This window comes from Stenotrophomonas sp. ZAC14D2_NAIMI4_6 (assembly GCF_003086875.1).
Lineage (GTDB): Bacteria > Pseudomonadota > Gammaproteobacteria > Xanthomonadales > Xanthomonadaceae > Stenotrophomonas.
The window spans coordinates 2,656,159-2,679,780 of the sequence record NZ_CP025996.1 but is presented as its reverse complement, the minus strand read 5'-3'; the positions used below and the strand labels follow the sequence as shown (position 1 = coordinate 2,679,780).

Here is a 23,622-nt window from a genome sequence, read left to right as displayed (position 1 = left end):
CCGGGCGTAAAGCGACATCGGGGTCCACTCCACGGGCTCTCCGCGCCCGTCATCCCGCCCGTGGAACATTCGCCCCGCTATACTCATTCCATTGCGTCACCCTTGGCCTTGTTGAATTCTTTTGAAATCAAGGGCTTGAGGTGCTGGCTGACCTGACATCCACTATGGTGGCGGCCGTAAGGCCCTTGCCCGGAACCCAATCACGCCATGCGTCTTTCCACGATCAAGCTGTCCGGCTTCAAGTCGTTCGTCGATCCGACCACCCTGCACCTGCCGACCAATATGACCGGCGTAGTGGGGCCCAACGGCTGCGGCAAGTCGAACATCATCGACGCCGTGCGCTGGGTCATGGGCGAAAGTTCGGCCAGCCGCCTGCGCGGCGACTCGCTGACCGACGTGATCTTCTCCGGTTCCAATGCCCGCAAGCCGGTCTCGCAGGCCACCGTCGAGCTGATCTTCGATAATTCGGACCACACGATTTCCGGCGAGTACGCCTCGTTCAACGAAATCTCGGTCAAGCGCACCGTCAGCCGCGACGGCACCAGCAACTATTATCTGAACGGCACCAAGTGCCGTCGCCGCGACATCACCGATCTGTTCCTCGGTACCGGCCTGGGCCCGCGCAGCTACTCGATCATCGAGCAGGGCATGATCAGCCAGATCATCGAGGCGCGCCCGGAAGACCTGCGCGTGTACCTGGAAGAGGCCGCCGGCATTTCCAAGTACAAGGAACGCCGCAAGGAAACCGAAACCCGCATCCGCCATACCCGCGAGAACCTGGACCGGCTGGGCGACCTGCGCGATGAGATCGGCAAGCAGCTCGAACACCTGAAGCGCCAGGCCAAGCAGGCCGAGCAGTACCAGGCGCTGCAGGAAGAGCGCCGGGTGAAGGACGGGCAGTGGAAGGCGCTGGAACTCCGCGGCCTGGATGGCCGTCTTTCCAAGCTGCGCGAAGGCTTGTTGCAGGAAGAGACCCGCCTGCAGCAACTGATTGCCGAGCAGCGTGAAGCCGAAGCCCATATCGAAACCTCGCGCGTGCGCCGCGAAGAGGCGGCCGACGCCCTGAACACCGCACAGGCGGCGGTCTACCAGGTGGGCAGCACGCTCGCCCGGGTGGAACAGCAGATCCAGCACCAGCGCGAGCTGTCGCAGCGTCTGCACAAGGCGCGCGACGAAACCCAGCAGGCGCTGGCCGAGCTGGGCCAGCACATCAGCTGCGACGAGGCGCGCCTGGGCGTGCTGCGCGAGGCCGTCGAAGACGCGACCCCGCAGCTGGAAGCGCTGCAGGAAGAGAACGAGATCAAGCAGGAAAGCCTGCGCGAGGCCGAGGACCGCCTGGCCAGCTGGCAGCAGCGCTGGGAACACCACACCTCGCAGAGCTCGGAGGCCTCGCGCGCCGGCGATGTCGAGCGCACCCGCGTGGACTACCTGGACAAGCAGATCCTGGATGCCGACCGCCGCCGCGAGGCGCTGGTGGCCGAGCGTGCCGGCCTGGATGTCCAGGCACTGGAAGAGGCGTTCGAACAGCTGCACCTGCAGCACGACACGCAGAAGACCGCGCTGGACGAGCTGACCGAAGCGGTCGAGCACCGCAAGGAAGGCGTGGCCGCCGTGCAGGAACAGCAGCGCGCGGGTCAGAACGAACTGGCCGAGCTGCACAAGCAGGTCAATGGCCTGCGCGGGCGCCTGGCCTCGCTGGAAACCCTGCAGCAGGCCGCACTGGGCCAGGAGCAGGGTGCTGCGGTGGCCTGGTTGCAGTCGCACGGCCTGGATTCGGCGGCGCGTGTCGGCGAGCGTCTGGACGTCGATGCCGGCTGGGAAAATGCCGTGGAAAGTGCGCTGGGCGAACTGATCGAAGGCGTGCTGGTCGATGACCCGTCCGGTCTGGTCGATGCGCTCGGCGAGCTGGGCGAAGGCCGCATTGCGCTGGTCGCCAGCGATGACGCCGCGCTGGATGTGGCGCCGACCTCGCTGGCCGCGCGCGTGCGTGGCCCGGTGGCGATCCGTCGCCTGCTGGCGCACCTGCATGGTGCCCGCGACCTGGCCGAGGCCAAGACGCTGCAGGCCGGTCTGCCCGAAGGCGATTCCATCATCACCCAGCACGGCGAGCGCCTGGGCCAGGGCTGGCTGCGCGTGTCGCGCTCCGGCGCCGCGCAGCAGGGCGCCTTGCTGCGCGAACGTGAGATCAATGAGCTGCGCGAACAGATCGAACAGCTGCAGGATCGCGAGGCCGAGCTGGAAGAGCGCTTGGCCGGCCTGCGCGAGCAGTTGCTGGCCGCCGAGCAGCAGCGCGAGGACGCGCAGCGCACGTTGTACCAGGCCCATCGCGGCGTATCCGAACTGGCCGGCCAGCTGCAGGGCCAGCAGGGCAAGGTGGAGGCCGCGCGTGCCCGCATTGACCGCATCGAAGGTGAGCTGAAGCAGTTGCTGGAGACGCTGGACGCCAACAACGAACAGGCGCGCGAAGCGCGTTCGCGGCTGGAAAACGCGGTCAGCAGCATGGGCGACCTGGAATCGACCCGGCAGGGCCTGGAAGGCGAGCGCCGCCAGCTGACCGAAGCGCGCGATCTGGCCCGTGATGCTGCACGTGCGGTGCGCGAGCGTTCGCATGCGCTGGCACTGACCCTGGAATCGCAGCGTGCGCAGCTGGCGTCGCTGGGGCAGGCGCTGGAGCGCATGAGCACCCAGCGTGGCCAGCTGGATTCGCGCCTGGGCGAACTGCATTCGCAGCTGGACGATGGCGATTCGCCGGTGGAATCGCTGCAGGCCGAGCACCAGCGTGCGCTGGAAGAGCGTGTGCGCGCCGATCGCGTGCTGACCGAGGCGCGCACCCTGCTGGACGGCATCGATGCCGACCTGCGCACCTATGAACAGACCCGCCACCAGCGTGACGAGCAGGCGTTGGCCCAGCGTGAGCGTATTTCCCAGCGCCGGCTGGACCAGCAGGCGCTGGTGCTGAGCGCCGAGACCCTGCAGGCCGCCGTGGAAAAGGCCGGTTTCGTGATGGCCGAGGTGCTGGAGGCGCTGCCGGACGATGCGCGCCTGGGCGAGTGGGAGCAGGCCGTGCACCAGATCGACGCGCGCATGCGCCGGCTGGAGCCGGTGAACCTGGCCGCCATCCATGAGTACGGCGAGGCCTCGCAGCGCTCGGACTACCTGGATGCGCAGCACACGGACCTGACCACCGCGCTGGAAACCCTGGAAGATGCGATCCGCAAGATCGACCGCGAAACCCGCGGGCGCTTCAAGGACACCTTCGACCGGGTCAACGCCGGCGTGCAGGCGCTGTATCCGCGCCTGTTCGGTGGCGGCCATGCCTACCTGGAACTGACCGGCGAAGACCTGCTCGACACCGGCGTGACCATCATGGCGCGCCCGCCCGGCAAGCGCGTGTCCAGCATCTCGCTGCTGTCCGGTGGCGAGAAGGCGATGACCGCGGTGGCCCTGGTGTTTGCCATCTTCCAGCTCAACCCCGCGCCGTTCTGCCTGCTGGACGAAGTGGACGCGCCACTGGACGAGGCCAACGTCGGTCGCCTGGCCAACATGGTCAAGGAAATGAGCGAGAAGGTGCAGTTCCTGTTCGTCAGCCATAACAAGGCGACGATGGAAGCGGCGCACCAGCTTTCCGGCGTGACCATGCGCGAACCGGGCGTCAGCCGCCTGGTCAGCGTGGACCTGGAAGAAGCCGCGCGATTGGCGGGCGCGGCCTGACGTGCCATTCTAGTTACCTGAATGAACTAGCCGGAGAACCCATCGAATGTCCGACACGGCACTGTTGCGCATCGGCATCCTGGCCGCCGGCCTGCTGCTGGTGGCTGCGATCTTCCTGTTTGGTCGCCCCAAGAAGAAGCCGCAGGGGCGCCGCGTGGACGGCCCCGAGCCGGCTGCGGGCGAGCGCCGCGAACCGGTACTGGGCGAGGACGGCGTACCGCTGGCCGAGACCCGCAGCGAACCCGGCCTGGGCGAAGAGGGTCAGCAGGCCGAGCTGGGCCTGGCCGATGCAGACGGCGCGGCCAACGATCTTGGCAAGCGCGCCACCCAGGATTTCGACAAGATCGTTTCGCTGTTCGTGGCCGCCCGCGCAGGCGAACAGCTGCGTGGCGAAGACATCGTGGTGGCGGCGGAAAAGACCGGCCTGGTATTCGGCCACATGAACGTGTTCCACCGGCTGGTGGAAGGCCACCCCGAGCGCGGCCCGATCTTCTCCATGGCCAGCATCATGAAGCCGGGCAGCTTCGACATGGCCAACATCCGCGCCATGGAAACCCCGGCCATCGCCTTCTTCCTGACCCTGCCGGCGCCGCTGACCGCGCTCGATGCCTGGGAAAAGATGCTGCCCACCGTGCAGCGCATGGCCGAACTGCTCGATGGCGTGGTGCTGGATGACAGCCGCAACGCCCTGGGCCGCCAGCGCATCGCCCATATCCGTGACGAACTGCGCGCCTACGACCGCCAGCACCAGGCCCCGCCGCTGACCAAGACCCCGCGCTGGTAACAGCGCCAGTCGAGCATGGCTCGACTCTACATATCGGCGCAACTTTGTAGAGTCGAGCCATGCTCGACTCAAATTACTACGGCGACCGATCAAACCAACGGCACCACGCAAACGGATGATCGCCAAGCTGCGCCGAAAGGCCCGCGCGTACGGGATTGGCGGCGATGTACAGCGCCTGGCTTTTCAAGGATTCGTCGCACCGTACTGCGTGGTCATAGTAGCCACGCTGCCAGAGAGGGCCGTCGGTCCCAGCCAGACGGCTGCAGCGCGACTTCATCATCTGCACCGACGCAGCAAGGGTTCCTGTGCGCAGTTGCATCAGCCAGTGCACGTGGTCGGGCATGACCGCCCAGGCAAGATTGAGGCATCGGCCCTCCTGCTGGATCCATTGCAGTCCCGCAACGATGACGGCGGCGCGTTCTGGATCGTCAAAGTAGCGACGGCGTTGATGGGTGACCGTCGTGATCGCATAGACATTCCGCACCTGCGACCAACGGCCTTTCAGGAGAAGTGGACTGGGCATGCCTCAGCATTGGCTGGGCAAGGTAGCTTGGGTATCGCTTGAATGCGGTCAGGTTTGTAGGGAAGGCCCCAGTCGAGCATGGCTCGACTCTACAGATGGGTCGCCCTCGGCGTCATGCCGGTACGCCGGCCACCTTTGCAAACGCGCGGCGGAATGCTGCCATCTCCGCTTCGGTCCCCACGGTGATGCGCACGCGCTGCGGCCAGATCGGCCAGCTGCGGCCGATCACCACGCCGTTGTCGGCCATGTCCTTGGCAAAGGCACTGCCGTCGCGCTGCACATCCACCACGAAGCAGTTCGCTTCCGACGGCACGCAGCTGAAACCGCGCTTGCCCAGCCAGGCGATGGTGGCCTGGCGTACCTGCGCGTTCTGCTGGCGCCGCTGCGGCACCAGCTGCGCGTCGCCCAGGCTGGCCAGCGCTGCGGCCAGGGCAGGTACGGGCAGGGGGTTCTCGCCCAGGCTGGACAGTTCGCGCAGGCGCTCGGGATGGGCGGCGGCCACGCCCAGGCGCAGGCCGGCCATGCCATACAGCTTGGAAAACGTGCGCAGCACGATCAGGTCATCGCGCTGGGCGACCTGGCCGATCAGGCTGGGCTGGTCGCTGTACTGCAGGTAGGCCTCGTCCACCAGCACACGGGTGGACGCCGGCTTGTTGGCCAGCAGCCAGGCCAGTTCGGCCGGCGCGCTGATCGATCCGGTCGGGTTGTTCGGGTTGCAGACGTAGATCAGGCCGCTGGGCCGTGCGTGCGCCGCTGCCACCATCGCGCGCAGGTCGTGCGCGCCGTCCTCGCGCAGTGGCACCTTTGTTACCTGCGCGCCGCGCGCAGCAGCCAGGTCACCCAGCGCCTCGAAGGTGGGGTCGGCCACCACCAGCGCAGACTGCGGCCCGGTCCAAAGCGTGGCGGCGCGGTTCAGGGGTTCGCTGGAACCCGGGTACAGGCGCACATGGTCGGCCGGCACGGCGTTCTGGGTGGCGAAGACATCGCGCACCTGCCCGGCCAGCGCAAACTGATAGCGGCCGCTGCCGGCGATGCTGTCGCGAGCGGCCTGTTGGGCGGCGGGCGCAGGGCCGTAGGGGCACTCATTGAAGTTCAACAGCACTGGGACAGCTGCCACGGGCGCCGGTTGCGCTGCAGCAGCGCGGGGCAGACCCGTGCCGGCAACAGCCAGGCCGACGCCGGCCAGGTGCAGGAAATGGCGGCGCGATGTGGGCAGGGTCACGGGCAGGATTCCAAGGGGCGGTTGCCGCACGCTAGCGCTGGTGGGGCAGGGCGGCAAGCCCACCGCCCGGTAGAGTCGAGCTTGCTCGACTGCCTTGCTTCGGTAGAGTCGAGCTTGCTCGACTGGGCTGGAAAAGCAGTCGAGCAAGCTCGACTCTACAAATACGGCAATACGGGGCCTGACGGTCGGGCGCGGTAGAATTCCCGGCCATCCCAGAACCACCGGATTCCGATGAGCCCCAGCCCCGCCGAACGCGCCGAGGATCTCCGCCGGCAGATCGCCCAGGCCAACCGTGCCTATCACGAGCTGGATGCGCCGGAAATTCCCGATGCCGACTACGACCGCCTGGTCCGCGCGCTGGAGGCACTGGAGCGCGAGCATCCCGAGCTGGCCCGCGCCGACAGTCCGACCCAGCAGGTGGGCGCGCGCCCGTCCGGCCGCTTCGCCGAAGTCGCCCACGCGGTCCCGATGCTGTCGCTGTCCAATGCGTTCAGCGATGAGGAAGTGGCGGACTTCGTGCGCCGTATCGACGAGCGCCTGCGCCGTGGCGCGCTGCGCTTTTCCGCCGAGCCGAAAATGGACGGCCTGGCGATCAGCCTGCGCTATGAAGACGGCCAGTTCGTGCTGGGCGCGACCCGCGGCGATGGCAGCACCGGCGAGGACGTGACCGCCAACCTGCGGCAGATCGCCGATATTCCCAAGCGCCTGCAGGGCAGTGGTTGGCCCGATGTGCTGGAAGTGCGCGGCGAGGTGTACATGGCCCGCGCCGATTTCGAGGCCTACAACGAACGTGCGCGCCTGCACGGCGGCAAGGTGCTGGCCAACCCGCGCAACGCAGCGGCGGGATCATTGCGCCAGCTCGACGCGAAAATCAGCGCCCAGCGTCGGCTCAGCTTCTTTGCCTACGGCACCGGCGAAGTGCAGGGCGGCGAGCTGCCGGACACCCATTCGGGCACGCTGGCGCAGCTCGGGGCCTGGGGTTTCCCGGTCAGCGAGTTGTGCCAGGTGGTGGAAGGCAGCGACGGGCTGCTGGGCTACTACCGCATGATCGGCGAGCGCCGTGACGGCCTGCCGTTCGATATCGACGGCGTGGTCTACAAGCTGGACGATCGCGCCGGCCAGCAGACGATGGGCTTCGTTTCGCGCGCGCCGCGCTGGGCCATCGCACACAAGTTCCCGGCGCAGGAACAGAGCACCACGGTGGAGGCGATCGAGATCCAGATCGGCCGTACCGGTGCGGCCACGCCGGTCGCGCGTCTGGCGCCGGTGGCGGTGGCCGGGGTGATCGTGTCCAACGCCACCCTGCACAACGCCGACCAGATCGCGCGGCTGGACGTGCGCGTGGGTGACAGCGTGATCGTGCGCCGTGCCGGGGATGTCATTCCCGAAGTGGTCAGCGTCATCGTGGACCGTCGCCCGCCGGGCACCACGCCCTGGCAGATGCCCACCCACTGCCCGGTGTGCGGTGCGGAGATCGTGCGCGAAGAAGGTGCAGCGGCATGGCGCTGTTCGGGCGAACTGTCCTGCCCGGCGCAGCGCAAGGAAGCCATTGCGCACTTCGCATCGCGCCGCGCCATGGATATCGACGGCTTGGGCGACAAGTACATTGAAACGCTGGTGGATGCCGGCATCGTGAAAAGCGTGGCGGATCTGTACCGCCTCAGCCGCGACACGCTGCTGCACCTGAAGCTGGTGCTCGATGCCGAAGATCCCTCGGCCCTGGCCGCAGCATTGAAGCTGCACCTGCCCGCCGAGGGCAGTGGCGCGGTGCTCACCGCCGTGCTGAAGCTGGACGCCGCCGATGCGGGCTGGCGCGCGCAGGCGCTGGTGCAGCCGGCCAGCTTCGAATGGAACACGAAGAAGATCGCCACCAAGTGGGCCGACAACCTGATCGCGGCCATCGATGCCAGCCGTGATGCCACGCTGGAACGGCTGTTGTTCGCGCTGGGCATCGAGCACGTGGGCGAAAGCACGGCCAAGGCACTGGCGCAGTGGTTCGGTGACCTGGAATTGATCCGCCACCTGCCGTGGCCGCTGTTCAAGCGCGTGCCGGATATCGGCGGTGAAGTCGCACGCTCGCTGGGGCATTTCTTCGAGCAGCCCGGCAACCAGCAGGCCATCGACGATCTGCTGCAGGTGGGGCAGGTGCGCATTGCCGATGCCCATCCGCCCAGCGCCAAGCTGCGCGAAGGGCTGGATCTGGCCCAGCTGCTGGTGGAGGCCGAGATTCCCGGCATCACCCGCCTGCGCGCTGAAAAGCTGGTGGCAGCGTTGCCGTCCGCGCAGGCGGTGCTGGATGCCGAGCACGGCCAGTTCGTCAACGCCGGCCTGCCCGATGACACCGCGCGCGGGCTGGCGCAGTGGCTGGACAGCGACGGCCAGGGGGCAATGCTGCTGGCCGCCGAGCGCGCCATGCAGCACATCCTGGCCCACGCGCCGGCCCTGGCCGAGGTGGTGGCCGGGCCGCTGGACGGGCAGACCGTGGTGCTGACCGGCACCCTGGCCCAGCTCACCCGCGATGCGGCCAAGGAACGCCTGGAAGCGCTGGGCGCCAAGGTGTCGGGCAGCGTCTCGAAGAAGACCAGCTTCCTGGTGGCAGGCACCGAAGCCGGTTCCAAGCTGGACAAGGCGCAGTCGCTGGGCGTGCCGGTGTGGGACGAAGATCGCCTGCTGGCCTATCTGGCCGAACACGAGTGATGAACCCGCCGGGCGCCGCGTGCGCCCGGCCTGAAGCAAGAGAGGACTACCGATGCAGATCGCCCCGCTGGATTTCCGCCTGGCCACCCGTGCTGATGAAGAGGCATTGATCGCCTTGATGCGCGATTTCTACGCCGAAGACAAGATCGAATTCGATGATGCCCGCGTTCGCCGTGGGGTCGATGCGCTGCTGGCCGACCCGCGCAATGGCGAGGTGCTGCTGTGGCTGGACGAAGCCGGCGAGGTGGTCGGCCATGCCGTGCTGGCGATGGGTTTCAGCCTGGAGCAGGGCGGCCATTTCGTGCTGCTGGACGAGCTCTACCTGAGCCATCGCGCACGTGGCCGTGGTCGTGGCAAGCAGGCGCTGGCCATCTGCGAACAGCGTGCACGCGGCCGCGGCGTCACCCGCCTGCGGCTGGAAGTGAACCACCACAACGAGCTGGCACGCCGCCTGTACCTGGCCAGCGGCTATATCGATGACACCCGCAGCCTGCTGACCCTGCCGCTGGACCATCCGCGCGCCGAGGGCATCCTGTGAATCCGCAGCTGATGCGCACGCTGCAGCAGCGCGCGGCGTTGAATGCGCTGCTGCGCCGCTTCTTCGCCGAACGCGATGTGATGGAAGTGGAAACGCCGATCCTGTCGGTGGCCGGCAATACCGAGCCGAACATCGACAGCTTCCATACCGATTTCAGTGGTCACGTCGATGCCGGTGGCCGCCGCCGCTGGCTGCGCACCTCGCCCGAATATCCGCTCAAGCGTCTGCTGGCGGCTGGCGTGGGCGACTGCTACGAGCTGGGCCGGGTGTTCCGCAACGGCGAAGCGGGCGGCCGCCACAACCCCGAATTCACCATGCTGGAATGGTATCGGGTCGGCTGGGACCACCACCGCTTGATGCACGAAACCGCCGAGCTGGTACGCCAGGCGCTGGCCCTGGTGGGACGCACCGCCAGCCTGCGCGTGCTCAGCTACCGCGAGCTGTTCCAGCAGCATGCCGGGGTGGATCCCTTCGCTGCCGACGAGGCAGCACTGCGCGCGGCGCTGGGGGAGGTGCACATCGACCCGGTCGGGCTGACCCGCGATGACTGGCTGGACCTGCTGATGACCCATCGCATCCAACCGCACTTCGATGACGCGGTGATGACGGCGGTGCATGACTGGCCCGCCAGCCAGGCGGCGCTGGCCCGCATCCGCGCCGGCAGCCCGCCGCTGGCCGAACGCTTCGAGCTGTACCTGGGCACGGTGGAGCTGGCCAACGGCTACCACGAACTGAACGATGCCCATGAACAGCGCGCGCGCTTCAACAGCGATCTGCAGCGCCGCCACGCGCGTGGGCAGGTGCAGCCGGCGCTGGATGAGGCGCTGCTGGACGCACTGCCGGGCCTGCCCGACTGCGCAGGCGTGGCGGTAGGCGTGGACCGCCTGCTGATGGCGATGAACGGCACGCCGCGCATTGCCGATGTGCTGGCCTTCGACTTCGCCCATGCATGAGTGTGGCGTGCGCGCGTTCTTCGCGCCGCCGCTGCACGGCCTGAACGGATCGAGCACATTCCACGCTTGATTCAGCAACGGCGATGATGCTCTTATCACGCCTGATGCCAGACACTGGCAGCGTGGTTATCGACTCGGTTGGGGAAAGCTTTGGTCAAGTGGTTGGCGGTCGTAGCGGCACCGGTGTACGCCATGGCGATATGGGGCGCGGTCATGCCGTTGCCGGCGTCGGCGCAGACCGGTTATGACGGCCAGGTCATCACCTGCGAATCGCGCGACATGGGCTGGGTGCACTGCGACCTGGACGTCACCAATGGCGTCGATCTGGTGCGGCAGTTGTCCAGCAACAGCTGCATCCGCGGCAGCGAATGGGGCACCGACCGCAGCGGCGTGTGGGTCACCCTGGGCTGCCGCGCCGAGTTCCGCGCACGCCCGGCCGCCGGTACTGCGGCCACGACGGCCAGCCCTGATGCCGGCAAGCGCCTGGTGCGCCGGGTGGTGCGCTGCGAATCCAGTGGTCGGCCGCAGAGCTGCCCCGTGCGGCTGGACGGCGCGCCGGTACGGCTGCTGCGCCAGTTGTCGGTGCTGCCGTGCCGGGAAGGGCAGGGCTGGGGCTACAAGCGCAATGAAATCTGGACCAGCCGTGGCTGCCAGGGCGATTTCGAGGTGGCCGACGAACAGGGGCGCTTCGTCGATATGCCGCGCCGGCTGACCTGCGAATCCAAATCCAAGCGGCGTCGCTTCTGCGGGGCCAGCATCAGCGCCGGCGCCGTGGTGTCGCGGCAGATTTCCGGCACCGCCTGCGTGGAAGGGCAGACCTGGGGCTGGAACCGCAACGGGATCTGGGTGGACGGCGGCTGCCGGGCCGAATTCTCGGTGAATTGACCGCCCGGCAGGGCCACGGGGCAGGGGCTGGCCCTACAATGGGCCCATGAACACTGCCACCGATCTCGATTACGCCCGTTACGACCACATCCGCCCGATCCTGTGGACCGGCGACGCGCTGCAGCTGCTGGACCAGCGCAAGCTGCCGTTCGTGGTGGAACACGTTGCCTGCCATGACAGCGACGAAGTTGCCGCCGCCATCCATGCGCTGACCGTACGTGGCGCGCCGGCCATCGGCATCGCTGCGGCCTGGGGCGTGGTGCTGGCCGCGCGCGACGTGCAGGCCGCCGACGGCGCGCATGCGCTGCAGCAGCTGGAACCGGCGCTGCAGCGCCTGAATGCCTCGCGCCCGACCGCAGTGAATCTGGCCTGGGCGCTGGCGCGCATGCGCCGCGCGCTGTCCGCCGCCGGCGCCGACTGGAAGGCCGTGCTGGAAGCCGAGGCGCAGGCCATTGCCGAAGAAGACCTGGCCGCCAACCGCCACATGGGCGCACTGGGCGCGGGTCTGATCGAGGCCGGCAGTGGCGTGCTGACCCACTGCAACACCGGTTCGCTGGCTACGGCCGGTTTCGGCACCGCCCTGGGCGTGATCCGCGCGGGCATGGCCCAGCAGCGCATCGCCCGGGTGTTTGCCGGCGAAACCCGGCCGTGGCTGCAGGGCGCCCGCCTGACCGTGTGGGAACTGCAGCAGGATGGCATCGACGCCACCCTGATCGCCGATTCGGCCGCCTCGCACCTGATGAAGACCGGTGCGGTGCAGTGGGTGATCGTCGGCGCCGACCGCATCTGCGCCAATGGCGATACCGCCAACAAGATCGGCACCTACCAGCTGGCCATCGCCGCCCGCCACCACGGGGTGAAGTTCATGGTGGTGGCACCCTCGTCCACGGTGGACATGGATACCGTGGACGGCAGCCAGATCGAGATCGAGCAGCGCGACCCGGGCGAGCTGTACGGCGTGGGCGGTACCCGCACCGTGGCCGAGGGCATCGCCGCCTGGAACCCGGTGTTCGACGTGACCCCGGGCGAGCTGATCGACGCCATCGTGACCGAGCGCGGGGTCATCCTGAACCCGACCTTGGAAAACATGCGGGCCGCGTTCGGCGGTTGACGGACAGGCGGGGTCAGAGCCCTTTCCTGCGGAAAGGGATCTGACCCCGGCCCCGGTCGCGCCGGCGGCTGCCCGGCAATCCCCTAAGTTCCTGATTTGTGCCGGTAAAACCCCCGTAAACACGGGCGGAAAACGGCCCGTTGTGGTAGTATCGGCAGGTTGAATCGAGGTTCCGGCACGACCCCTCCTGCAGTGGGCTGCGCCGGACTGGACCGCTACCAGACAACGGAACCCGAATGGCAGAAACCGCCAAGGAAATCATCCAGGTCAACCTGGAAGACGAGATGCGCAAGAGCTACCTCGATTACGCCATGAGCGTGATCGTGGGGCGTGCGCTGCCCGATGCGCGCGATGGCCTCAAGCCCGTGCATCGCCGTGTGCTGTTCGCGATGAACGAACTGAACGCGCACAGCAACAAGCCTTACTTCAAGTCGGCGCGTATCGTCGGTGACGTGATCGGTAAGTACCACCCGCACGGCGATCAGTCGGTCTACGACACGCTGGTGCGCCTGGCACAGCCGTTCTCGCTGCGCTACATGCTGGTCGATGGCCAGGGTAACTTCGGTTCGATCGACGGCGATTCCGCCGCGGCGATGCGTTACACCGAAGCCCGCATGTCCCGCCTCGCCCACGAGCTGATGGCGGACATCGACAAGGAAACCGTCGATTTCCAGCCCAACTACGACGAAAAGGAACTGGAGCCGACGGTCATGCCGACCCGGTTCCCGAACCTGCTGGTCAATGGTTCGGCCGGTATCGCGGTGGGCATGGCCACCAACATCCCGCCGCACAACCTGAGCGAATCGATCAACGCCTGCATCGCGCTGATCGACAACCCGGAAATCGACGTCGACGGCCTGATGGAGTACATCCCGGGCCCGGATTTCCCGACCGCAGGGATCATCAACGGCACCGCCGGCATCGTCGCCGGCTACCGCACCGGCCGTGGCCGCGTGCGCATCCGTGCCAAGGCCGATATCGAAGTGGCCGACAACGGCCGCGAATCGATCATCGTCACTGAAATTCCTTACCAGGTGAACAAGGCGCGTCTGATCGAAAAGATCGCCGAACTTGTCAAGGAAAAGAAGATCGAAGGCATCAGCGAGCTGCGCGATGAGTCCGACAAGGACGGCATGCGCATCTACATCGAGATCAAGCGCGGTGAATCTGCCGAGGTTGTGCTGAACAACCTGTACCAGCAGACGCAGATGGAATCGGTGTTCGGCATCAACATGGTGGCGCTGGTCGATGGCCGCCCACAGTTGATGAACCTCAAGCAGATGCTGGAGGCGTTCGTCCGCCACCGTCGCGAAGTGGTCACCCGCCGCACCGTGTTCGAGCTGCGCAAGGCGCGCGCCCGTGCCCACGTGCTGGAAGGCCTGACCGTTGCGCTGGCCAACATCGACGAGATGATCGAACTGATCAAGACCTCGCCGAACCCCAACGAAGCGCGCGAACGCATGCTCGCCCGCCTGTGGGAGCCGGGCCTGGTCGGTTCGATGCTGGGCGCCGCCGGTGCTGAAGCCTCGCGTCCGGAAGATCTGCCCAAGGGCGTGGGCCTGATCGAGGGCGGCTACCAGCTGACCGAAATCCAGGCCACGCAGATTCTGGAAATGCGCCTGCACCGCCTGACCGGGCTGGAGCAGGACCGCCTGACCGAGGAATACAAGCAGCTGCTGGAAGTGATCGCCGGGCTGATCCACATCCTGGAAGATCCCGACCGCCTGCTGCAGGTGATCCGCGAAGAGCTGATCAACGTGAAGGCCGAGTTCGGTGACGAGCGTCGTACCGAAATCCGCCACAGCGAAGAAGACCTGGACATCCTGGACCTGATCGCGCCGGAAGACGTGGTGGTGACCGTGTCCCACGCCGGTTACGTGAAGCGCCAGCCGGTCAGCGTCTACCGCGCGCAGCGCCGCGGTGGCCGTGGCCGCAGTGCGGCGGCGACCAAGGAAGAGGATTTCATCGAACAGCTGTGGCTGGTCAATACGCACGACACGCTGCTGACCTTCACCAGCTCGGGCAAGGTGTTCTGGCTGCCGGTCTACCAGCTGCCCGAAGCCGGTTCCAACGCCCGCGGCCGTCCGATCATCAACTGGATTCCGCTGGAACCGGGTGAACGCGTGCAGGCCGTGCTGCCGGTGCGTGAGTACGCCGATGGCCAGTTCGTGTTCTTCGCCACCAGAAACGGTACGGTGAAGAAGACCCCGCTGAGCGAGTTTGCCTTCCGTCTGGCCCGCGGCAAGATCGCCATCAACCTGGACGAAGGCGATGCCCTGGTCGGCGTCGGCCTGACCGATGGCGAGCGTGACATCCTGCTGTTCGCCTCCAACGGCAAGACCGTGCGCTTCGGCGAAGACAAGGTCCGTTCGATGGGCCGTACCGCTACCGGCGTGCGCGGCATCAAGATGCCGGCGGGCGAGGAAGTGGTCAGCCTGATCGTGGCCGAAAGTGCCGGTGGCATCGAGGACGAGAACGAGGACGACAACGGTGTCGAGGAAACCGCCGCCAATGGCGATGCGGTGATCGACGGCGCCGACGACGCCAGCGTGCAGTACATCCTGACCGCCACCGAAAACGGCTACGGCAAGCGCACCCCGCTGCCGGACTACCCGCGCAAGGGCCGTGGCACGCAGGGCGTGATCGGCATCCAGACCACCGAGCGCAACGGCAAGCTGGTCGCCGCAGTGCTGATGGGGTCGGGCGACGAAGTCCTGCTGATCTCCGACGGCGGCACCCTGGTGCGTACCCGCGGCTCGGAAATCAGCCGCGTGGGCCGCAACACCCAGGGCGTGACGCTCATCCGCCTGTCCAAGGACGAGAAGCTGCAGGCCGTGGAACGCATGGACGCCTCGATCGACGAGGACGAGGACGAGGTGGCTGCTGCCGCTCCGGCCGAAGCCCCTGCACCGAGCGAGGACGCGCCGCAGGCGTAAGCCCGCGTCGCGACGTCACCTCAACAACGCCGGCCTCGTGCCGGCGTTGTTGTATCCGGCGCTCACCGCACGCGCACTTCACAGCGACGGTGGGATAACAGGCCATGCTGCCCCCGGAGATCGACGATGTCCGCCACGCCGCAGTCCGCCGCACCCGTTGTGTCCCGCCACCCATTGGTAACCGTGCTGGCCCTGCTGCTGGTCGTGCTGGGGCTGGTCATCGGTGGCCTGGGCGCGTGGCTGGGTAGCCTGGGCGGCTCCTGGTACTACGCCATCGCCGGTGCCGGCCTGCTGGCCAGCGGCATCCTGCTATGGGGCAATCGCCGCAGCGGCGCACTGGTCTACGCGGCGCTGTTCGTCGGCACCCTGCTGTGGACCTGGTGGGAATCGGGCAGCGATTACTGGCGCTGGGTGCCGCGGCTGGGCATGGTGACCGCGCTGGGCATCGTGCTGGCGTTCGTGGCACCCACCCTGCGCACGCCGGTGCCGAAGCGGCTGTCGCGCAGCGTTGGATGTGTGCTGATCCTGGTGTTCGTGACCGCCTTCGCGCTGGCCTTTGCCCCGCATGGTCAAGTGGATGGCCGCCAGCCGTACCCCGAGGCCGCAGTCAGTGCTGGCCTGGACCCCACGCGCGACACCACCGGGCTGCAGCCGTCCGACCAACCTGCCGAAGAGGACTGGGCGGCATGGGGCCGCAGCAACGCGGCCACGCGTTTTTCGCCGCTGCAGCAGATCACCCCGAAGAACGTGGGCACCCTGCAGCTGGCCTGGCAGTTCCGCACCGGTGATGTGCCCCGAAAGCGCTGGGGTGCCGAGACCACGCCGCTGAAGATCGGCAGCCGGCTGTACCTGTGCAGTGCGCGCAACCAGTTGATTGCGCTGGACGCGGCCAGTGGCAATGAAGTCTGGCGCTTCGACCCCAAGGTGCGCGACGCCTCCATTCCCTATACCGCCGCCTGCCGTGGCGTGGCCTACTACGAGCAGCCCAGCGCGCCCACGGTGGCCGATGCCGTGCTGGCCGATGTGGCCGCCGACCTGGCCCTGCCGGCGCCGCCGCCCACCCCGATGCACCGCGCAGCCGCAGACGGCAGCCGGCCGTTCTGCAGTGCCCGCATCATCGAAGGCACACTGGATGGCCGCCTGATCGCCGTGGATGCAGACAGCGGGCGACCCTGCGCCGCCTTCGGCAACAACGGCCAGGTGGACATCACCCTGGGCATGGGCGAGGTGCCGCCGGGCTATGTGTCCATCACCTCGCCGCCGGCCATCGTGCGGGGGCTGATCATCACCGGCCACCAGGTGCTGGATGGCCAGCGCCGCGATGCGCCGTCCGGGGTCATCCAGGCCTACGACGCGATGACCGGCAAGCTGCGCTGGGCCTGGGACATGGACCAGCCCGAGCGCAGCGGTCTGCCGCCGCGCGACCAGACCTACACCCGTGGCACCCCCAACATGTGGACCACGGCCACCGGCGATGAGCAGCTGGGCCTGGTCTACCTGCCGATGGGCAATTCGGCCGCTGACTACTGGAGCGGCTCGCGCACCGAAAACCAGAACCGTTACGCCACCTCGCTGGTGGCCCTGGACGTGACCACCGGCAAGCCCGCCTGGCATTTCCAGGCCGTGCGCAAGGATGTTTGGGATTACGACCTGGGATCGCAGGCCAGCCTGATCGAGTACCCGACCGCGGCCGGCAAGGTGCCGGCCATCCTGCTGCCCACCAAGCAGGGCGACCTGTACATCCTGGACCGGCGCAACGGCCAACTGCTGACGCCCGCCGAGGAGCGCGCGGTGCCGCAGGGCGGGGTGGAGCCCGAACAGCGCTCGCCCACTCAGCTGTTCTCGCTGTACCACACGCTGCGCCGCGACCATGACCTGACCGAGCGTGACATGTGGGGGCTGACCCCCATCGACCAGCTGGTCTGCCGCATCCAGTTCCGCAAGGCGCACTACGAAGGGTTCTACACGCCGCCCACCAGCGACCGCCACTCCATCGAATACCCCGGCTACAACGGCGGCTCGGACTGGGGAAGCGTGGCCATCGATACGCGGCGCGGCATCATCGTGGCCAACTACAACGACATGCCCAACTACAACCGGCTGGTGCCGCGTGCCGAGGCCGACCGCAAGGGCTGGCTGCCGCGCGAACAGATTCGCGCCGACAACAAGGGTGGTGCCGAAGGGGCGGGCGACCCGCAGGTGGGCACGCCGTATGCGATCGACGTCAATGCCGGTTGGCGGCTGCCGTTCACGGGCCTGCTGTGCAAGCAGCCCCCTTATGGCGGCATCCGCGCCATCGACCTGCGCAGCGGCAAGCTGCTGTGGGACCGCCCGTTCGGCAGTGCGCGCGGCAATGGCCCGTTCGGTATCCGTTCCGGCCTGCCGATCGAGATCGGCACGCCCAACAATGGTGGCGCGGTGGTGACCGCCAGCGGACTGATCTTCATCGCCGCCGCCACCGATGATCTGCTGCGCGCCATCGACCTGAAGACCGGCAAGGAACTGTGGCACGCCAAGCTGCCGGCCGGCGGCCAGGCCAACCCGATGGTGTACGCGCAGGGCGGGCGGCAGTATGTCGTGATCGTCGCGGCCGGGCACCACTTCATGGAAACCCCGAAGGGCGATTACGTGATGGCGTATGCGTTGCCGGAATGACGATGCCCTTGGGGTCGTGTTCTGGATGCCTCCTGGGTACCGCCGATGGAATGCTGTGACTCGGGTCGCAGAACGTGGACGCGGCAACGGGCAGCATCCATCATCGGAAGAAGACGGGGCCAGCCCAGTGCCCCCATGGAAGGCATCGTATGTTGACGTTTCCACGTGTGCGCGGGCGGCGCATCGCAGTTCCGGCGGCACTGCTGACTCTGGCCGCGTGCTTGTGCATTGCGGTACACGCTGCACCTCAGGCGGAGGCACGGAAGCGGCCAAGCGGAGCTCAGCTCCTGGCTGGTGATGCACGACACCTTACGCCGGCGTACGGGCAATGCATGGCCAGCGCCAATGCGCTTGACGCCCGCCAACGCTGTGTCGACGCTGAGTTCAGGATCCATGACACCGCTCTTAAGGAAGCTTACGTTGCAGCACGATCGAAGATGGCCGTCGCTGACCAAGTCGTGCTTCGCAATCTGCAGCGGCAATGGCTTGGCCAGCGTGACAGCAGATGCCCGCAGGCAGGGGATGCCGCGGTCCAGCTGGATGCGCAGCAGTGCCGCACCCATATGACGTTGCTACGCGCCCGTCAGCTGCAGGGCAGTGGGGCTGCAGCCCTGGTCGCCGAAGCCAAGGCAGCCCCCATCACACCAGCGCAGGTCGCCACCTATACAGCCGACGCCGCGCCTGATTACGACGGCAGGATCATCCTGCAGCCTGGTCAGGGTGTGATCTCGCCTCCATTACAGGTGACGTTCAACGTGGCCGATTGTAGTGACACGGACAACGTGACCACCTGTCAGGTGGAGGCGATGAAGGTGACGCGCGGCGCTCGCAACGTCGCTGTCACCGGCGTGCAGCCGCAGCTGACCCGCGTGGGTGCAGGTGCCGGTGCAAAGGTAGCCGAGCTGCTGACAGTCGCCGATCTGAACGGAGACGGTGCGCCGGATCTGCAGGTCTGGCTGGACAACAACGGTGTCTATAACGTCCCCGTGTATGCGTTTTACCTGCTCGACGCCAACGCCAATCGCTATGTGCGTGCAAGCGCGCTGGAAACGGCCATTGGTGGGCGGGACATCGATCGTATCGAGAACGGCAGGCTTGTTCTGCGCGCCCAAGTCAGTCCGTGCGAGCGTGAGGACAAGGTTATCCAGCTAAGCGGAAGCGAAACGCGCACGTTGCTGGAACGCCGCTACAACACCTGCAACGGTGAACGCCCGACCGAATCAGAGCTTCTGAACTAGCGTCCGCGGCGAACGGAATCGATCTGTACAAGGAGTATTGAGATATGAGTGACGGCTATGGAAAAAGCAGCGTCGGATTCGGCCTGACCCGTGATCAGTCGGTGGAGATGATCGTCCGGACCTGCATCGATAATGGCATTACCGATCACAGGCAGATCGCGTATGTGCTGGCGACAGCTCAGCACGAATCGCGCGATTTCGCGGCACCTGAGGAAGATTGGGGAAGGAAGCAGGCAGTGGATCTTCGTTACTTTGGTGGCGAAGAGTACTACGGTCGTGGCTTTGCACATCTTACCCATGTGAACAACTACGAACGGCTGGGTGAGGCACTCGGCATGGGCCGCGAGTTGGCCGAACATCCGGAACGGGCGGCGGAAGCGGAAATCGCTACGAAAGTGCTGGTTGTTGGCATGCGCGATGGCATGTTTGGTGCGCGCCTGTCTGACAATATCAATAGTAATCATGTTGACTATCGGCAGGCGCGGGCCTCGGTCAATGGTGGCGAGCTGAACAATGGCAGCCCGTACCCCGACAGCATCGCCGTACTGGCCACCGGTTGGGAGACTGAGGTGGCAGGCTTGGTCCAGCGTGTACAGCAGCCGGGCTTCCAAATGCCGGTGCCGACCAGCCAAGGGCCGGTTGCCGCAATGGACCTTCACCGTGGGGACGCCAGCCAGCAGGTGTTCGAGGCACAGCAATACCTCCAGCGTCTGGGAATGCGCGACAATGCCAATGTCGAGATCAAGCCTGATGGAGACTTCGGCGTATCCGCTGAGCAGGCCGTACTCCGTTTTCAGACCGAGCGCGGAATCATTCCGGCCAACGGCCACTTCGACGAGGCGTTGATGCAACGCTTGCGGGCGGACACGCTCACACTGGACCCGGACTTCAAGCGTAGATCGGTGACCGATCTGACCGGCCCACTCGCCGATGGCAACCTGCAGCCCGGCGAGCGGGGGGAGCCGGTGTTCGAGATGCGTCGCCAACTTGAAGCGCTGGGTTATCTGACCGAGCCCAACCAACGCCAGGAGCGTGCTGCGCGCACCTATGACGCAGACATGCAGGCCGCAATGCGCAGTTTCCAGCAGGATCAGGGCCTGCCGCTGCGACCGGGCGGTGTCATCGATGGAGATGCGCGACACCAGCTCAACGATGCTGCCGTAGCAATTGAGCACGCTCCCACCACAGAGTTCGATCGCGCCGAGAACTGGCCGCCTCAGCGCCCACCCTATACCCGCACCGAGTTTCAGCCGGACCAAGTGCAGGCACGGCAACAGGCCGTTGCCGACCCAGTAGTGCCGGCATCTGAACAAGCGGAACTGGCGTGGGTGCAGCACGGCAGCGCAGCCCCGTCGCTGTCGCCGAACGATGCCGCGTTGTTCCAGCGCATTCGCGATGGCGCCCCGGATGCCGTTGGTGATGACCATGTTCTACAAGCGGTTCTGGAGTCCAAGCGCAACGGCATCCAGAGTGCCGAGCGCGTGGATCGGGTGATGGTGGCGGGTGATCGACTATGGGTGGCCGGTCTGATACCCGGCGAATGCGCCAGTGTTGATACCGCGCAGCCCGCACGCTCGATGGATGAGTCAGCTCGTGAGCTGTCGAGCGAAAACCTGCAGCGCGAGCAACAATGGGCCATCGACACCCGCCAACACGAGAATCGAGGGCCCTCGCTGGTCTGATGCTGGGGGAGAGTGGCAGCGTAGGATGGCCACAGACTTGGTACGCGAGGAAGTATCCATGTTCATGCGCTTTCGTCTGACAAGCCTGTTGATCTTGGCGCTTACGTTGCCCTCACTTTGTACGCAGACCGCCAACGCGGCGCCACCTGCGCCCGATGCCCGCACAGCCGCCGATGACTGGCTGGCCGCGTTCAATGCCGGCAGCCTGCAGCACCTGCAGGCCTTTGCCGAGCGCTATGCCAAGACCGAAGGCAGCACCCCGCAGGACTATCTGGAATTCCGCGACTCCACCGGGCCGCTGAAGCTGCTGGAGGTACGGCAGAGCACGCCAATGCAGACCACCCTGCTGGTGCTGGGCGAGCGCAGCGAGCGCGCGCTGCTGGTGCACGCGCAGATGGATCCGGTCCATCCGGCGCAGCTGAAACAGTTCCAGCTGGAAGGCACGCCCACGCCGGAGCAGTACCAGCCGGCGCGTGTTCCGCTGCCGCAGTTGATGGCCGATGCGCGCACGAAGCTGGATGCGCTGGCGGCCCAGGATGCGTTGTCCGGCAGCGTGCTGGTCGCGCAGAACGGGCGCGTGCTGCTGGAATGGACGGGCGGGCTGGCCGACCGTGCCGCGAAGACACCGGTGGCTGCGCAGACCCGCTTCCGGCTGGCCTCGTCCAACAAGATGTTCACCGCGGTGGCCGTGCTGCAACTGGTGCAGGCCGGCAAGCTTGGTCTGGACGATACGATCGGCAAACACCTGCCGGACTACCCGAACACGACCGTCGCAGAATCGGTGACCGTGCGGCAGCTGCTGAACCACACCAGCGGCCTCGGCGACTTCTTCGCGGATGATTTCGAGCAGTACTCGGCCTCACTGAAGACGCTGGACGACTACGTGCAGCGCTTCGCCAAGGATGCGCCGCAGTTCACGCCCGGCAGCCAGGACAGCTACTCGAACTACGGCTTCATCGTGCTTGGGCGCCTCATCGAGGCGGTGTCCGGCCAGTCGTACTACGGCTATGTGGATGCGCACATCCTGCGTCCAGCAGGCATGACCGGCACCGGCTTTGAGCCGGAAGCGGTGGACGTTCCGCAGCGTGCCGTCGCTTACACCCGGGTGGATGGGCAATGGGCGCGCGAAACGAAGACACTGCCCTGGCGTGGCATGTCCGCCGGCGGCGGCTACAGCACCCCCGGCGACATGCTGAAGTTCTGCGAAGCGCTGCGCAGCGGCGCACTGGTCGCGCCAGAGCTGCTGCAGCAGGCCACGCGCGCGCAGAACCACAAGGGCTGGTATGGCTACGGCTTCGTGGTGCAGGGACAGGGCCGCCAGCGCCAGTACGGGCATGAAGGCGGCGCACCGGGGTCGAACAGTGCCATTGTGGTGCTGCCCGAGCAGGGTTACGTGGTGATCGGACTGGCCAACGTCGATCCGGACGCGGTGGGCAATGTGGTCAACTACATCGCCCGGCGCCTGCCGCTTTGATCAACGCTTGCCGGGCACCGGCGCATCCGCGGCAATCAGTTTTTCCTGCTTCAGCTCGGCCCAGAAATCGGCGGGAATGGCGATGGCCATCGAGGCCACGTTCGCCTGTACCTGCTCTGCGCTGCGCGCACCGGGAATGATCGAGGAAACCACCTCGGGCGCATCGGCGAACTGCAGGGCCGCGGTGCGCAGGTCGATGCCGTGGCGTTCGCAGATGGCGGCCATGCGTGCACGCTTGGCCGGTGCCCACTCGGGAATCGGGCTGCCGTACAGATAGCGCTCGCGGCCGGTCAGGTAGCCGGCCAGCAGGGGAGAGCCGACCATCACCGACACGCCTTTCTCGGCCAGCTTCGGGAAGGTGTCGTGCAGGGTGGCTTCGTGGTCCAACAGCGAGTACTGGCAGGCCAGCAGCATGATGTCCGGATCGGCTTCGGCCACCGCGCGCAGGGCGGGCTGCGGCCGATTCACCCCGAAGCCCCAGGCCTTGATCAGCCCTTCCTCGCGCATGCGCGTCAGCTCGGGCATGGCGCCCTTCAGGGCCTCGGCGAAGCGTTGTTCCCAGGGCATGCCCAGGTCGGTGTTCTCGGGCGAAAGATCATGGATCAGCACGATATCCAGCTGCGCCACGCCCAGCCGGTTCAGGCTGTCTTCCACCGAACGCCGCGTGCCGGCCGCGGAATAGTCGTAGGCGTAGCGGAACGGTGCCGGGTCGTGCCAATTGGTTTTCTGCAGCGGCCCGGCGGTGCCGGTCAGCAGGCGGCCGGTCTTGCTGGACAGGGTGTACTGGTCCGGCACATGGGTGTGCAGCTCGCGGCCCATGCGTCGTTCGCTCAGGCCCAACCCGTACCATGGCGATGTATCAAACGTGCGGATGCCAGCGGCCCAAGCGGCGGCCATCGTGGCCTGTGCGGCCGCATCGGTGGTGGGCGCCAGACTGCCGCCCAGCGGTGCCCCGCCGAGCCCCAGACGGGTCTGCGGGCGATAGCGACCACCTGGCTGCGGCGGGTTGCGGGCCAATGTGGCTCCAGGGCGCGGCGTGCCGCGGGTCGGCAGCACGCTGCCCGGCGCAGGCGATTGCGCGAACAGCGGTGCGGTGGCCGAGAGTGCGGCCGCAGCGGCGGCCAGGGAAAGGAAGCGGCGTCGTGAGGTCACGTCAGTCTCCTGTGCGGAAGGCGGGCGGGTGTCTCGCAGAGCCGGTTCACTGTACCGCGCA

General features: G+C 66.9%; 15 protein-coding genes. 12 read left to right on the top strand and 3 right to left on the bottom strand.

Going from position 1 to position 23,622, the window contains the following annotated elements:
• The first annotated feature begins 207 nt into the window (after positions 1-207).
• Entirely contained in the window at positions 208-3,711 is a 3,504-nt protein-coding gene (smc, locus tag C1933_RS12430) for a chromosome segregation protein SMC (RefSeq protein WP_108753529.1), read from the top strand.
• A 46-nt stretch (positions 3,712-3,757) separates the two neighbouring features.
• Entirely contained in the window at positions 3,758-4,495 is a 738-nt protein-coding gene (gene zipA, locus C1933_RS12425; protein WP_108753528.1) for a cell division protein ZipA, read from the top strand.
• Between the two features lie 76 nt (positions 4,496-4,571).
• On the opposite strand, the gene C1933_RS12420 is transcribed toward zipA, so the two are convergent.
• Together C1933_RS12420 and C1933_RS12415 are read right to left on the bottom strand one after the other, a co-directional pair.
• Positions 4,572-5,018 (bottom strand): transposase, encoded by a 447-nt coding sequence (locus C1933_RS12420; RefSeq protein ID WP_108753527.1) that lies wholly within the window; start codon positions 5,016-5,018, stop codon positions 4,572-4,574.
• Between the two features lie 112 nt (positions 5,019-5,130).
• Positions 5,131-6,240 carry a pyridoxal phosphate-dependent aminotransferase gene (locus tag C1933_RS12415; RefSeq protein ID WP_108753526.1) on the bottom strand — a complete coding sequence of 370 codons (1,110 nt, stop codon included), beginning with the start codon at positions 6,238-6,240 and terminating at the stop codon, positions 5,131-5,133.
• Between the two features lie 225 nt (positions 6,241-6,465).
• Here C1933_RS12415 and ligA point away from each other — a divergent pair, with 225 nt between their 5' ends.
• The 10 genes from ligA to C1933_RS12365 all read left to right on the top strand — a co-directional run bounded on the left by ligA (position 6,466) and on the right by C1933_RS12365 (position 22,409).
• Entirely contained in the window at positions 6,466-8,937 is a 2,472-nt protein-coding gene (gene ligA / locus C1933_RS12410) for an NAD-dependent DNA ligase LigA (protein ID WP_199911450.1), read from the top strand.
• Between the two features lie 52 nt (positions 8,938-8,989).
• On the top strand, positions 8,990-9,475 hold the full coding sequence (locus C1933_RS12405; RefSeq protein WP_108753524.1) for a GNAT family N-acetyltransferase: 486 nt from the start codon (positions 8,990-8,992) through the stop codon (positions 9,473-9,475).
• Positions 9,472-10,428 carry an EF-P lysine aminoacylase EpmA gene (gene epmA / locus C1933_RS12400; protein ID WP_108753523.1) on the top strand — a complete coding sequence of 319 codons (957 nt, stop codon included), beginning with the start codon at positions 9,472-9,474 and terminating at the stop codon, positions 10,426-10,428. Before C1933_RS12405 ends, epmA begins: the two co-directional genes overlap by 4 nt.
• A gap of 150 nt (positions 10,429-10,578) precedes the next feature.
• Positions 10,579-11,313 carry a DUF3011 domain-containing protein gene (locus C1933_RS12395; RefSeq protein ID WP_108753522.1) on the top strand — a complete coding sequence of 245 codons (735 nt, stop codon included), beginning with the start codon at positions 10,579-10,581 and terminating at the stop codon, positions 11,311-11,313.
• Between the two features lie 46 nt (positions 11,314-11,359).
• On the top strand, positions 11,360-12,424 hold the full coding sequence (gene mtnA, locus C1933_RS12390) for an S-methyl-5-thioribose-1-phosphate isomerase (protein ID WP_108753521.1): 1,065 nt from the start codon (positions 11,360-11,362) through the stop codon (positions 12,422-12,424).
• A gap of 236 nt (positions 12,425-12,660) precedes the next feature.
• On the top strand, positions 12,661-15,360 hold the full coding sequence (gene gyrA / locus C1933_RS12385) for a DNA gyrase subunit A (protein ID WP_108753520.1): 2,700 nt from the start codon (positions 12,661-12,663) through the stop codon (positions 15,358-15,360).
• A gap of 126 nt (positions 15,361-15,486) precedes the next feature.
• Positions 15,487-18,015: a membrane-bound PQQ-dependent dehydrogenase, glucose/quinate/shikimate family gene (locus C1933_RS12380; protein WP_108753519.1), complete on the top strand. Its 2,529-nt coding sequence runs from the start codon at positions 15,487-15,489 to the stop codon at positions 18,013-18,015.
• Positions 18,016-18,347: 332 nt separating this feature from the next.
• The gene (locus C1933_RS12375; RefSeq protein WP_234414525.1) at positions 18,348-19,253 is read left to right on the top strand and encodes a lysozyme inhibitor LprI family protein; all 906 of its coding nucleotides are present in this window, start codon (positions 18,348-18,350) and stop codon (positions 19,251-19,253) included.
• A 44-nt stretch (positions 19,254-19,297) separates the two neighbouring features.
• On the top strand, positions 19,298-20,935 hold the full coding sequence (locus tag C1933_RS12370) for a peptidoglycan-binding protein (protein WP_108753517.1): 1,638 nt from the start codon (positions 19,298-19,300) through the stop codon (positions 20,933-20,935).
• A 58-nt stretch (positions 20,936-20,993) separates the two neighbouring features.
• Entirely contained in the window at positions 20,994-22,409 is a 1,416-nt protein-coding gene (locus C1933_RS12365; RefSeq protein WP_108753516.1) for a serine hydrolase domain-containing protein, read from the top strand.
• On the opposite strand, the gene C1933_RS12360 is transcribed toward C1933_RS12365, so the two are convergent.
• Entirely contained in the window at positions 22,410-23,561 is a 1,152-nt protein-coding gene (locus C1933_RS12360) for an aldo/keto reductase (RefSeq protein ID WP_108753515.1), read from the bottom strand.
• Positions 23,562-23,622: the final 61 nt, after the last annotated feature.